The sequence below is a fragment of the Beggiatoa alba B18LD genome, assembly GCF_000245015.1.
In the GTDB taxonomy this organism is placed as follows: Bacteria; Pseudomonadota; Gammaproteobacteria; order Beggiatoales; family Beggiatoaceae; genus Beggiatoa; species Beggiatoa alba.
On record NZ_JH600070.1, the window covers coordinates 22,856 to 36,446 of the forward strand.

Sequence of the window (13,591 nt, forward strand, 5' to 3'; positions counted from 1 at the left end):
TTTTTATCACGCATAAAATACGCTTGAAACTCACTAATTAAGACTATTTTACTTCGTGTAACCCATTGAGGATGATAATATTATGCAGGTTAGCTTACAAACCAACTACGGTACAATTACTCTCGAATTAAACAGCGAAAAAGCACCAAAAACAGTAGAAAATTTCGCCAGTTATGTCCGTTCTGGTTTTTATGATGGCACATTATTTCACCGCGTCATCAACGGCTTTATGATACAAGGCGGGGGGTTAGAAGCAGGAATGGTTAATAAACCAACCAACAAACCCATTGAAAATGAAGCTAATAATGGCTTGAGCAATAAAGCTGGAACGATTGCAATGGCTCGGACATCTGACCCACACTCCGCCACAGCGCAATTCTTTATTAACGTTGCCGACAACAAATTTTTAGACTTTACAGCCCCAACTATGCAAGGCTGGGGCTACTGCGTATTCGGCACAGTTATCGATGGCATGGACATCGTGAATAAAATCAAAACAGTCAGCACAACCAACCGCGCGGGACATCAAGACGTGCCTATTGAAAACGTCATCATCGAAAAAGCCAGCGTCGTTGAATAAACCACAGATTGCTGATAAAAATCAATAAACCCGTCGGTTGTCTCATACTGCTGACGGGTTTCCTTTTTCTACCAACCTGCATAAATCCTATACATTATGGAAACTTTATTCATTGCCGATTTACATTTAAGTCCCGAAAAAACCGATTTAGCTGCACGTTTTCAACATTTTTTAAACCAACGAGCGGTTAAAGCACAAGCGTTATACATTTTAGGAGACTTATTTGAAGCATGGCTAGGAGATGACGAAGAACATATTTTTTATCACAACATACTAAAACAATTACAACAACTCACAGAGCAAGGCGTGCCCGTGACAGTTTTACACGGAAATCGTGATTTTTTATTAAGCACAAGATTTGCCCAACAAACAGGATGCCAATTGATAGAAGCAGATAGCCTACAAATAACCCTTTATGGCACACCAACATTATTAATGCATGGCGATACCTTATGCACATTAGACCATGCCTATCAAACCTTTCGACAACAAGTACGCAATCCACTCTGGCAAAAAACTTTTTTAACCTACCCTTTAGCACAACGACGCTTAATAGCACAACAAGCACGACAAGAAAGCCAAAATTATCAACAACAAACTGAAAATAGCATTATGGATGTCACCCCGACTGAAGTCGTGAAAATCTTAGAACAAGCCAAATTACAACATTTAATTCATGGACATACCCATCGCCCTGCGATTCACCATTTAACCGCAAATCAACAACCTGCTTATCGCTATGTCGTTGGGGATTGGCAAACAACACAAGCCATGATTTTAGTGTGTCGCCCAAATGACTGGCAATTAGAAAATTATATGCCTTGACAAATTTTTTCATAAAAAATAAAGAAATATCAGACATTAACCCCTAACAAGTCTGTTAAAACACGCCTAAAGGTCTGCCAATCCTTCTAAAAGAAAGAAACTCGCTCAGATGACTATAAAAAAATGGGTGGCAAACGGTACTTTGTTTGTCCACCCTCATTTTAATCAAGCTGTTTTTTCTGTTAGAAAAACCGAATTTAGGCAAATGATATATATCCTCCCCTTATTTCATCTCAACAATGTAACTCTACTTAATTAATGTTGAAATATTCAAATAAACAAATGCTTATCATCATCAACAACTTCAGCTTGCTTCAACGTATTGATGAACTTATACCCTATCAGACCCGCTCCAACACATAGACCCAATAGTAATGTCATGACTATTATTGTGGTAAATGACATTGTTGTTTCCCCCCCTTTAGTACTCACATTGCCTTTTTATAACTAATAGTATTTCTCTTTTATAACAGCAAGTTTAGTTTTTCAAAAAAAAGTCAAAAAATACTTATTTTTATTTTAACTCAACAAGTTGAACAGTAAATTTTTAACCTTGTTTCTGTTAGAGTTCTTTATTTTCATAATAGTCTCTGTTAATACTTACTAATAAATTTGAGCCTAAAAATATTTTAATTACAAAACAATTTATTAAAGATAAAACCTATAAAAAACTGAACTGATGAAAGAAAAAACAATGTTCTGTCATAAATACCGCTTTTTTATTATTCATCCCGCTACATGAATAAAAATGCTGTTTGTAAGTAAATCGTCTGTGATATTCTCCCTCGTTCAAACCAAACAGGTGGCGTATTGCCGACAGGATTTATTGCAATAGGTTTTTGTAAAGAATGAGAATTGCGTTAGGGGTTGAATATAACGGGGCGGCGTTTTGTGGGTGGCAATTGCAAGAAGCGGGCGTGCGCACGGTGCAGGGATGCGTCGAGGAAGCCTTGTCTAAAGTCGCAAATCATCCTGTTGTGGCAACATGTGCGGGGCGGACGGATAAAGGCGTGCACGCACTGAGTCAGATAATTCATATCGATGTTACCGCACAGCGTTCTATGCGTTCTTGGGTCTTGGGAGGAAATGTTAATTTACCCAATGATATTGGCTTTTTATGGGCGCAAGAAGTTGATGAACAATTTCATGCTCGCTTTTCAGCGCGGGGACGGTCTTATCGCTACATTATTTTAAATCGGATGGTGCGCCCAGCCTTGTTAATCAATAAAGTAGCGTGGGATTATCGAGCGTTGGATGTAGAACGGATGCAAACAGCGGGGAATTTTTTATTAGGCACGCATGATTTTACCTCCTATCGCGCTGTTGGATGTCAGGCAAAACAGCCTGTACGGACGATTAGCCGTTTAAGTGTTACACGCCAAGCGGATTATGTGATTATAGAAGTCTCTGCCAATGCGTTTTTACATCATATGGTGCGCAACATCGCGGGCGTGTTGATGACAATTGGATGTGGTGAGCAAGCCCCAGAGTGGGCAAAAGCAGTTTTAGAAGCGCGTGACCGTACCGCTGGCGGTGTGACCGCGCCCGCAAGTGGTTTGTATTTTCAAAGCGTGTTGTATCCTGAACCTTATATGTTTCCGCAGGCGGTGGTGCCTGTGTTGTAATCATCTAAAATTAAAATGCGTTAGGTGTGGGAACACCTAACGCTGTGGTTAAAAAGATAATGGCTTTATACTAAAGTAACCTGAATTCTGCAAGATTTTATGGATTAAACAGCGAGTTAATGCGTAAAATCGCTTTAGCGATTTTACAAAGATGGGGGATTTTCTTCCTTTTGTCTGAATCAGGATTAGCAGAGTTAATAAGGAAAGGATTAGCAATTCTAAAATAATACTTTAGATATTAGCATGTTGACTGGATTACCCATCCCGCAAATTTGCTAAAATCAGCCCAAAAAAGCCTTGATTGACAGCTTGATAATACCAGCCTAATTGTTGATGGCAATTAGCACATTGCGCATATCGCCAGTAATGACCTGCAAACCATGTGTATTCTAAGGTTGGCACGCCATAGCAGAAACAGCCATCCGCTTGAGAAAAACAACCAATTTGAAAACTGATTTCAGCAGGATTATGGAAAATGTGATGATGTTGCCCTTGAATATCAATTTTATAGCGATGGTGCGTAATCGGATGTTGACAAAAACGGCATAAAATGGGTCTTTCTTGCGGTTTTAGCGTCGTATGCTCGGTTAAGGCTGAGAATAAGCGGTTAAAATCGTCTTCTTCTAACGATTGTAATAGATAGGGCAACGCTGTTAGTGTCATCATGTTTCATGAAAGAAAATCTTTAAACTGTCCGCAAACGTTTAATCCATATCAGTGATGCTAACAGTAGCGCGAACGCTAGGGGATAATAAAATAAGGGCGTTGAAGGGCGGAAATATTGATTGTCCTTTTCTATCGGCTCTAATTTATCTAACTCGGCATAAATTTCTTCTAAAGCTTGGGTATCTCGTGCACGAAAATAACGCCCTTGTGTTTTTTCAGCGATAGCCGTTAACGTTTTCTCGTCTAAATCGCTAGATGGGTTAATGCGTCGCGTGCCAAATAAATCCCGAACAAGCATTTCATCTGCGCCAACACCTATCGTATAAATTTTTAATCCTGCCTGTGCGGCTAAATCAGCCGCTTTGAGTGGCTCTACTTCCCCAGCGGTATTTGCACCATCGGTTAATAAAATCAAAATTCGACTGTTGACGGGTTGATTGCGTAAGCGTTTTACAGCAAGACCGATTGCATCCCCAATGGCGGTTTTTTGCCCCGCTAAACCAATAGCGGACTCTAACAGTAAAGTACGTACAGTTGTACGGTCAAAGGTTAATGGCGTTTGTAAATAGGCTTGGTCACCAAAGAGAATCAAGCCAACACGGTCACCAACTCGCCGTTGAATAAAATCTCCAGCAACAGCTTTTGTTGCGGTTAAACGGTCAACCATTTGTTGATTGAGTTGAAAATCGCCAATTTCCATACTGCCTGATAAATCCACCGCGAGCATTAAATCACGACCACTAATGGGTAACTCGACAGGCTCGCCTAACCATTGTGGGCGGGCGCAGGCAATGACTAATGCTAACCAAGCAAGCACCATGAACAAGCGTTGTAATTGATATTTTTTCGGCGTTGTCGGAGTCGCTGTTTGTAATGTGCTAAAGTCTTCTAAAAAGGGTACACGAATCGCTACGGTACGGGCTGGCTTTGCAGGTTTTAACCCGTAGTGAATCAGTAGCGGGAGCGGGAGGGCTAGAAATGCCCAAAGCCATTCAAATTCCAACATTTTTTAATTTATTCTGATGCAATTTAGTGAGGGCAATAAAAAACTGACTCATTATGTGTGTGTATTCAGGGGAATTAAAGGAAATTTTCATGACAGTTCTGTAATTGATATATATTGCTTTATATTTCATAGTATAAGCAATAAGTAGATAGAGTTTTCATAGATAACTTGTGTTTATTTATATACCAAAATAGTTTGTAATGCGTATGATTAAGTGTTTTAAATAGATGATTCTATATCATTCTCTAAGGCAAGTTGAATAGTAGAAATTAGTTAAAGTGCCTGTATCTGTCATCTTATCGAAAATAAAACTTGATACGCTGATTCTCGAATAACGCTACTAAAGTGACCGTTGTGATGGACAATCCTAGAACAGAAGACCCTCGGGCGCGTGTGTATGCACGCAGAAAAGCCTCTAAAACAACTGAACAATTGACTACCCCAAGCATTAATACGAATACTATGGAAGAAATCGATTTAAATCGCCCTGATTTATATATTAATCGTGAATTGAGCTTGCTTGCTTTTCATCGTCGCGTACTTGCTCAGGCAAAAGATACGAGCAAGCCATTATTAGAGCGGTTACGTTTTTTATGTATTGCTAGCTCTAATTTAGATGAGTTTTACGAAGTACGGGTAGCAGGATTAAAAGAACAGGTTCAGTTTGGCTCTGTACAAACAGGGGCTGATAATTTATCCCCCCAAGAAATTTTAAATCGTATTAGTATCGCAGCGCATGATTTTGTCGATGAACAATATCGATTATTGAATAATGAAATTATTCCCAGTTTAGAAAAAGAAAATATTTATTTTCTAAAACGTGACCAATGGAATGAAACACAAAATCAATGGATTAGGGATTATTTTAATAATGAACTCTTACCCATTCTAAGTCCTATTGGTTTAGACCCTGCTCACCCTTTCCCGCGTATTCTGAATAAAAGTCTTAACTTTATTGTTTCTTTAAAAGGCAAAGATGCTTTTGGGCGCAATATTGACATGGCAGTTGTTCAAGCTCCCCGCGCCTTGCCCCGTTTAATTTCACTCCCCGCAGAAGCAAGCCAACGCCCGCAAGAATTTGTCTTTCTCTCTTCGATTATTCATGCCCATGTTGCGGATTTATTCCCTGGTATGGAAGTATTGGGATGCTATCAATTCCGCCTAACCCGCAATAGCGATTTATTTGTTGATGAAGAAGAAGTCGACGATTTATTGCGTGCATTAGAAGGTGAATTACCTGGCAGACGTTATGGCGACAGCGTGCGTTTAGAGGTTGCAGATAATTGTCCTGAAAAAATTGTGAATTACTTGCTGAAAAAATTCCAATTAGAACAACGGGAACTTTTCCAAGTGAATGGTCCTGTTAATTTAGGGCGTTTGATTGCTATCCCTGATATGTTAGACCGTCCTGAGTTAAAATATCCAAGCTTTACATCAGGATTACCTAAAAATTTAGGACGCAATTTATTTGCGACGATTCGAGAAGGGGATGTCCTACTCCATCATCCATTTCAATCATTTACCCCAGTGATTGACTTTGTGCGTCAAGCCGCCGCCGACCCGCAAGTTTTAGCCATTAAACAAACTTTATATCGAACAGGGCCTGACTCTGTGCTGGTTGATGCACTGGTTGAAGCAGCAAAAGCAGGGAAAGAAATCACCGTTGTTGTGGAATTACGCGCCCGTTTTGACGAAGAGGCTAATATTCGTCTAGCAAATCGATTACAAGAAGCGGGGGCACATGTGGTTTATGGCGTAGTGGGCTTTAAGACACACGCTAAAATCATGATGATTATTCGCCGTGAAGGTAAAAAACTCCGTCGTTATGTCCATTTAGGCACAGGTAACTATCATGCGAAAACCGCCCGTATTTACACCGACTATGGACTATTTACGTGCGACGAAGACATAGGCGAAGACGTGCATAAAATTTTTATGCAGCTTACATCGTTAGGGCGCAATGCAAAAATGCGCAAAATGTTACAAGCCCCATTCACATTACACAGTGGCATGATTGAACGCATTGCCCGTGAAGCAGAAAATGCAAAGGAAGGAAAACCCGCGCATATTATTGTAAAAGTCAACGCATTAACTGAAGCTGAAATTATCAGATCCCTATATCGTGCTTCTATGGCGGGGGTTAAAATTGACTTAATCGTGCGGGGAATTTGTTGTTTACGCCCAGGTGTAGAAGGGATTTCAGAAAATATCCACGTGCGTTCTGTCGTTGGACGCTTTTTAGAACATACACGCTGTTTTTACTTCCATAATGATGGCAAGCCAGAAGTGTATTGTGCCAGTGCAGATTGGATGGACCGCAACCTACTGAAACGAGTAGAAGAATGTTTCCCGATTGAACATCCTGAATTAAAAGAGCGCGTGATTGAACAAGGGTTAAAACTCTATTTAGCCGATAATACTCAAGCATGGGTATTAGACAGTGAGGGCAATTACACATGGCTAAAACCGAAAGAGGGAGAAGCCCCTATTTCAGCGCAAACAACGCTCTTGCAACATTTGACAGATAAAGCGTAATTCATGTTTAAACAATACTAAATTGGTGGTGCTAAATAACCTGAGTTCGGCGAGATTTTTTAAAAAGACAAGCATTTGTCTGAATCAGGATTTTCAGAATTAACAGAATTTAAAACCCTTAAACCAAGAAATTAAGGCGAATCACGCTTTTTAATTCTGCTAGTTCTAAAAATTCTGTGAACTCTGATTCAGATAAACAAAGACCTGCTAGGGTTTCAAAACCTAGCAGGTCTCTGTTTTATTTTATAAATATCGCCGAACTCAGGTTAAGTTTACCAGCACGTTTCCCATCCTGTTTGATTCCCAGAAAATTGCCAATCTCTACCTTCTACGTATTAATACTTAGTGATATAAGTAATATCACGTATATTAACTAAACTGTTATACTACTCACTATTTCATCGGTTTAATGTGTTACCGCTAAAGAATGCATTCACCAATTTATGATGCGTTATACACTCAAACAACCATCAATTCTAAATTATTGAAGCTTTATTTATAACATAATAATTTACAACAATTTTTGTGAGTATAAATTTTGCATGTTTCAATAACGCCAAAAATTCCCATCACTCAAAGGAATCATCATGACCAATGATAAAACTAACTACTTTAATACCTTTAACCAACAAATCCGTGTTGCTGAGAGTGCTTTAGAGGACTCTAAAAGCGATGATGCAAAATTAAATAAATTGGTGGAAGCGAATTTAAACACGGGTATTGGTAGTGTTGAAAAAATCCGCGATATCCTGTTTGGTAATCAAATTCGGGATTACGACAAACGATTCAAACGCTTAGAAGAACGTTTGATTCAAGAAAATCAACAAATGCGTGATGATATGTCTAACCGTATCCACGCCTTAGAAGAACTGCTGAATAGTGAAGTAGATGCCTTAAGCGAGAAAAATAAGGCAGAGCGTCAAGAGCGTATTGTCAATGTTCAAGACATACAGCACGAACTGAACGCACTCAAGAATGATGTCAATGTGCGTAGTATGCAATTAGAGGAACAATTCAGCAAAGAATTAAAGCTGTTACGTCAACAATTACATAGCAAAACACAAGAAATCATTACTCAATTACGCCTGCAAAACGATAGTTTAACGGGTTTAGTCAATCAAGAAATTTCTCAGTTACATGAAGAAAAAGTCAGCCGTAGCGACTTAGCCGCCTTTTTCAACGAGTTTGCCCTGCGTTTAGAGCAAAACACGGTTAAAACCATCGATGAGAAATAAGCTTAAACTGGTTTTGATGATGTAGGAATACGTTGGTAAGTAAGACAACTCAAGATACTTACCAACAAACTGCGATTAATTGCCACTCACTGACAAACATGATGACCACAATGGATGAGTATAAACAACTTCGTCAACTGCTATCGCATGAAGAAGAAAACTTAAAAAAAATTGTTTATCAGCTCCTGAAAGACCTTCGTGAGTTTTCTAGTGGTATTAATCAAGTGCTGGATGAACATAGTCATCAACTTGATGAAATACATCAGCAATGGTTTGATGTACAAACTGATGTTGCACAATATCAAACCACTTTAAAAAATCAAACCCTTCAAGTTACCGAACAACAACAACAGTTAAAAACGGTTGAGAGTAGCTTACAAAAATATATAGATGCTCAACACCAAAGACTGAATAATTTAGAAAAATATCACCCTGCCGAATTGGTGAAACGCCTCAGCGAGTTTGAACAACGGGGGCAAGCCTTACAGCGTGAGATTGCAACACATGAAGCCAGCTTAAAACAACAAGCATTAGAATTAGAAGAAAAAAATAAATCATTAGCCACAATAGAAGCTTATATCCAGCTACAACTAGACCAACAAATCAGCCGATTAAATGCCTTAGAAAAGCATCACCCCGCCGAGTTGGTCAAACGCATCACCAGTGCCGAACAACAGTGGCAACAGCTTTATCAAAGCGTTCAAGCACAACAAGCAGATTTAAAAACACAAACAGAAGCCTTAAATGCAACTGCTAAACGGCTCAGTACGAATGAAAAATCTTTACAAGAATCAGTTATAACACTAGCAACATTACAACATCAATTAAGCAATCACGACCATCAATTAGCTCATTTAGTTGAAACCAGCCCTAGCCAACAAGTTGCACAATTAAGTTTAATTACTAAAGAACATACTCGTTTACTCAATGAGTTAATGCAGGATAAAGCACAGCTTGCGACACAAGCGGAAGCCTTACAAACCCAATTAGTCCAACAAGTAGAACGGCTACAAATTTTAGAGCGCGACCACCCCGCAGAATTAGTGCAACGGTTGGCAGATATTGAAGTCCGTTGGCAAGAGATTAAAGAGATTGAAGCACGCTTAACAAATACAGAAGGTCGTATTACTGACCTTGCCCATATTTTACCGCATGCCATTCGCCAAGCCTCTGCACAACATATTCACGATGGTTTAAACAATAACGAAGCAGAATTAACCGAGTCTTTAAAAGAGCCTGTTAAAAACTGTTTAAAACAATCCGTGAATGAAGACACACAATCACTTGCTGACGCGCTATTTCCTATCATGGGTCCCGCGATTCGCAAGTCGATTAATGAATCTTTAAAAGGACTGATTCAAGATTTAAATATGCGCTTAGAACACAGCGTATTATCACCACGTGGGATAGGCTGGCGGATTGAAGCGATGCGCTCAGGGCGCAGTTTTGCCGAAGTGGTTTTACAAAATACCCTTGTTTACCGAGTTGAAGAAATCTTTTTAATTCATAGACAAACGGGATTATTGTTACAACACATTCATCAAGAAGATTCAACCTTAGGCGATAGCGATGCAATTTCAGGCATGTTGACGGCAATTCAAGATTTTACCCGCGATTCATTCTCAAAAGATAAAACCGAAGAGCTAGACCGCATCGAGTTAGGCAGTTATACCGTTTGGTTAGAACGCGCCCCCCATGCTGTGCTTGCCTGTGTCATTCGTGGCGTTCCGCCCTATGAATTTCGTCATTTAATGAAAGCGATTTTAGAAAAATTGCACGCACGTTATGGACGAGAACTAGAAAATTTTGAAGGCGATAATACGACGTTTGAAACAACACAACCGTTATTACAAAACGCTTTACAATCCCAGAAAAAAGAAGAAGAAACCGCCCGCGCAAAACGCTTTTTTTCAATGCCTTTATTGGTCGTTCTCTTCCTCCTGTTATTAGGCATCGGCTATGGCAGTTACCGTTATTGGCAATGGCAACAAACTTTAGAAAACTATATTGCTGCCTTAAAGCAAACACATGGCATTGTATTTATTGAAGGAGAGACACGCAACGGCAAGTTACAAGTGCGCGCTTTACGCGACCCTTTAGCCATAGACCCTGCCAATCTTGCACAACAATACGCAGTAGCCGATAGAGTGGAATTACACACCCAACCCCATTACGATTTAACGCCCGAATTTATCCTGCAACGGGCACAACAACGTTTACAACCCCCTAAAACGGTACAACTGCAAGTAACAGAGGTTTCCACCTTAAAGATAACAGGCTATGCAACACCCGCGTGGATAGAATCCGTACCAACAAAAGCCTTGCAAGTGGTTGGTGTGACAGATATTAATGTCAGCGAATTAGAAAATATCGACCAATTTTTATTAAAACAAGCACAAACACGCTTAAAACCACCGACAACGTTTACACAATTAACCGTAAAAGACACCGTTTTAACCCTAAAAGGAGAGGTCGAAGCGGCTGACTATTTACGTATCACCAGTGAAACGCCTCAATTAACAGGATATGCAGAAATAGACACCACTGGTCTGATTAATGTCACCCAACAATTACAAGAGCTTGAACATCAAATTAGTGCCATCAATATCTATTTTGGTGAAGATTATAATTTCAGTGACTCACAAGAAACAAACCTAACGCAGTTAAGCAACCTTATAAAACAAATAATTACATTAGCAGAACGCCATCAAAAACACTTAGTGTTTCAAATCAGTGGTTATACCGATGGTTTAGGAACACAACTACATAATCAAACATTAAGCCAACAACGGGCTGAACGGGTTTATCATGAGTTAAGCATAAGAGGTATTGAAACGCGCTATCTACAAATTGTTCCCCCATTAAATATCCCCTTTGGAGATATCGCGCCGAATTACTTAGAGCGTCGTGCGTCAATCAAAATACAACAGTCAGTTCAGGGATTGATATAACAATAAATAGGCATTGTCGTCGTTGATTAAATACAGAGGATAAATCCGTGTCCATGCTTCAAAAAAAGATTTGTATGATTGGAGATTTTTCTGTGGGAAAAACCAGCCTTGTTGCACGTTATGTTCATCAAGCATTTTCCGAGAAATATCTTACAACTGTTGGGGTAAAAATTGACACGAAAACAATAACTTTACCATCGGGAGATATAAAGTTTATTTTATGGGATATTGCAGGCGCGGATAAACTAACAACCGCCTCTATGACTTATTTACGTGGTGCGGCAGGATATTTGCTGGTTGTTGATGGGACACGTTTACCCACTTGGGAAAGTGCGCTAAACCTACATCAATCAGTTATGCAACAAATTGGGAAAAAACCTTTTTTAGTCCTATTAAATAAAGCAGATTTACAAGCGCAATGGGAAATTACAGATGCGTTACTCGCGCCACAGCGTGAACAAGGGTGGCAGTTTTTAGAAACCAGTGCAAAAGAAGGATTAAATATAGAAGAGGCGTTTTTTCAACTCGCTATGCAGCTTACAGGATAATACTCATGATAAAAATTCCGCTCAGTATTGCGAAATATGCCCATACGTTATGGATGTCAGAACTGGTACTGACATATTTACACGTGGACGAAGAGGGGATATTAGTGAGTTGGGGCGGGTATCCACGACATTACGGACTTGGTGAGTTAAAAACCGATATGCCTGTCGTAGAACAGGTTTATGTCCTAGAAGGATTACTCCCCGTTACACACACACAAATTGTTGAATTTATTAGCATGGGCAATGGACGTGTTGCCCATATTCATTTATTACCTTTTCATAAAGGCACGTGGGTTTTAATGCTAGATGCGACGGAAGAACATGACCGCCAGCAACGACTACAACAACAAGCCAATGAATTAAGCATCCTAACCTATCGCCAAAGCCGTTTATTGCAAGAATTAGAAAATATTCGCCGTAATTTAGAACACGAAAAAAATCAGTTACAGCAAGCCAATGAGCAAAAAACTCGCTTTATTGCCTCTCTATCGCATGAGTTACGCGCGCCCTTAGCCTCTATCATGGGCTATACCAAGCTATTAAACGACGCTCAAGAAACTGCGCCACAAAATAATGATTATCTCAGCGCAGTTGAAAATAATGCGAATCATTTGATTCGTTTAGTGGACGATATTTTAGAACAAGCAAAATTAGATATTGGTAATATTCAATTAAAACCAATAGCTTGCAACTTAAGTGAATTAATTAATAATTTACGACAACTATTTTTACCCGTCGCAAAAGAAAAACATTTAGATTTTCAAATCGTCACCCGCGAAAATTCTTTTTTACCCTCTGTCCTCATTGATGAAATCCGTTTGCGCCAAGTATTTATTAACCTTATTAATAATGCCTTAAAATTTACCGCACAAGGGTATGTCCATGTTACCGTTGAATGGCGTGAAGACCAACTAAGTTTTACGATTGAAGACTCTGGCGTTGGAATTTCTGAGGAAGGCTTAAAAAAATTATTTACGGCTTTTTACCGAGATAAAACAACGGAAAATCAAGCAGGAACAGGATTAGGGCTATCAATTAGTCAAAAAATTGTACAGTTGATGAATGGCAATATTGGCGTTAACTCTGTGGAAGGCAAAGGGGCTACTTTTAAAGTCATCGTCCGCGCGCCACGTGTATGGCAAGCAGAATTATTAACGATTCAACGAGATACTAGACAACATCCGACATCGCCTGTTAAATCAATACAAAATAAACAAGAAAAGTTGTTGTTAGCAGAAGATACAGAGGTTTTACGGCTATTATTTAAGCTAATTTTGCATGAGCATTATCAATTAATCATGGCAAATAATGGTGAGGAAGCGGTACGTTTAGCCTTTGTGGAAAAACCTGATATCGTGTTAATGGATTTACAAATGCCTGTTATGAATGGTTATGATGCCATTAAACAATTACGTGCAGAAGGGTTTCACGCGCCAATTATTGCCTTATCTGCTTCTAATTTCGAAGAAGACCGAAATTATGCAATGCAGTTAGGATGTAACGCTTATTTGACAAAGCCTGTTGATAATCAACGTTTATTAAACACAATTACGCAAGTACTTGCACAACATAGCATTGTGACGCAAGTCTAAATTTGGTGAGATTTTTAAAGTAAAACAG

The 13,591-nt window shown here is 39.3% G+C and carries 10 protein-coding genes; 8 read left to right on the top strand and 2 right to left on the bottom strand.

The window, feature by feature from the left end:
• The first annotated feature begins 82 nt into the window (after nt 1-82).
• The 3 genes from BEGALDRAFT_RS00170 (at nt 83) to truA (ending at nt 3,030) form a co-directional block, all read left to right on the top strand.
• Nucleotides 83-580 carry a peptidylprolyl isomerase gene (locus BEGALDRAFT_RS00170; protein WP_002682465.1) on the top strand — a complete coding sequence of 166 codons (498 nt, stop codon included), beginning with the start codon at nt 83-85 and terminating at the stop codon, nt 578-580.
• A 96-nt stretch (nt 581-676) separates the two neighbouring features.
• Nucleotides 677-1,405, top strand: a complete 729-nt coding sequence (locus BEGALDRAFT_RS00175; RefSeq protein WP_002682466.1) for a UDP-2,3-diacylglucosamine diphosphatase — start codon at nt 677-679, stop codon at nt 1,403-1,405.
• An 848-nt stretch (nt 1,406-2,253) separates the two neighbouring features.
• Nucleotides 2,254-3,030: a tRNA pseudouridine(38-40) synthase TruA gene (gene truA, locus BEGALDRAFT_RS00180; RefSeq protein WP_002682467.1), complete on the top strand. Its 777-nt coding sequence runs from the start codon at nt 2,254-2,256 to the stop codon at nt 3,028-3,030.
• 255 nt (nt 3,031-3,285) lie between these two features.
• Here truA and BEGALDRAFT_RS00185 read toward each other — a convergent pair whose 3' ends face one another.
• Complete coding sequence (locus BEGALDRAFT_RS00185) at nt 3,286-3,696, bottom strand: cereblon family protein (RefSeq protein WP_002682468.1); 411 nt, start codon at nt 3,694-3,696, stop codon at nt 3,286-3,288.
• A 19-nt stretch (nt 3,697-3,715) separates the two neighbouring features.
• Nucleotides 3,716-4,702, bottom strand: a complete 987-nt coding sequence (locus BEGALDRAFT_RS00190) for a vWA domain-containing protein (protein WP_002682469.1) — start codon at nt 4,700-4,702, stop codon at nt 3,716-3,718.
• Between the two features lie 357 nt (nt 4,703-5,059).
• Here BEGALDRAFT_RS00190 and ppk1 point away from each other — a divergent pair, with 357 nt between their 5' ends.
• From ppk1 to BEGALDRAFT_RS00215, 5 genes are all read left to right on the top strand, one after another.
• Entirely contained in the window at nt 5,060-7,237 is a 2,178-nt protein-coding gene (gene ppk1 / locus BEGALDRAFT_RS00195; protein ID WP_002682470.1) for a polyphosphate kinase 1, read from the top strand.
• 587 nt (nt 7,238-7,824) lie between these two features.
• On the top strand, nt 7,825-8,472 hold the full coding sequence (locus BEGALDRAFT_RS00200) for a hypothetical protein (protein WP_002682471.1): 648 nt from the start codon (nt 7,825-7,827) through the stop codon (nt 8,470-8,472).
• A 32-nt stretch (nt 8,473-8,504) separates the two neighbouring features.
• A complete protein-coding gene (locus BEGALDRAFT_RS00205) occupies nt 8,505-11,423 on the top strand; it encodes an OmpA family protein (RefSeq protein WP_198284584.1) in 2,919 nt (972 codons plus the stop codon).
• Nucleotides 11,424-11,476: 53 nt separating this feature from the next.
• Nucleotides 11,477-11,971 (top strand): Rab family GTPase, encoded by a 495-nt coding sequence (locus BEGALDRAFT_RS00210; protein ID WP_040294818.1) that lies wholly within the window; start codon nt 11,477-11,479, stop codon nt 11,969-11,971.
• A gap of 5 nt (nt 11,972-11,976) precedes the next feature.
• Nucleotides 11,977-13,563, top strand: a complete 1,587-nt coding sequence (locus BEGALDRAFT_RS00215; RefSeq protein WP_002682474.1) for a hybrid sensor histidine kinase/response regulator — start codon at nt 11,977-11,979, stop codon at nt 13,561-13,563.
• Nucleotides 13,564-13,591: the final 28 nt, after the last annotated feature.

Coding starts and splice junctions, on each gene's coding strand:
- BEGALDRAFT_RS00210 (WP_040294818.1), top strand. CDS start 11,477: ATGCTTCAAAAAAAGATTTGTATGATTGGAGATTTTTCTGTGGGAAAA.
- BEGALDRAFT_RS00170 (WP_002682465.1), top strand. CDS start 83: ATGCAGGTTAGCTTACAAACCAACTACGGTACAATTACTCTCGAATTA.
- BEGALDRAFT_RS00190 (WP_002682469.1), bottom strand. CDS start 4,702: ATGTTGGAATTTGAATGGCTTTGGGCATTTCTAGCCCTCCCGCTCCCG.
- truA (WP_002682467.1), top strand. CDS start 2,254: ATGAGAATTGCGTTAGGGGTTGAATATAACGGGGCGGCGTTTTGTGGG.
- BEGALDRAFT_RS00175 (WP_002682466.1), top strand. CDS start 677: ATGGAAACTTTATTCATTGCCGATTTACATTTAAGTCCCGAAAAAACC.
- BEGALDRAFT_RS00200 (WP_002682471.1), top strand. CDS start 7,825: ATGACCAATGATAAAACTAACTACTTTAATACCTTTAACCAACAAATC.
- BEGALDRAFT_RS00185 (WP_002682468.1), bottom strand. CDS start 3,696: ATGATGACACTAACAGCGTTGCCCTATCTATTACAATCGTTAGAAGAA.
- ppk1 (WP_002682470.1), top strand. CDS start 5,060: ATGGACAATCCTAGAACAGAAGACCCTCGGGCGCGTGTGTATGCACGC.
- BEGALDRAFT_RS00215 (WP_002682474.1), top strand. CDS start 11,977: ATGATAAAAATTCCGCTCAGTATTGCGAAATATGCCCATACGTTATGG.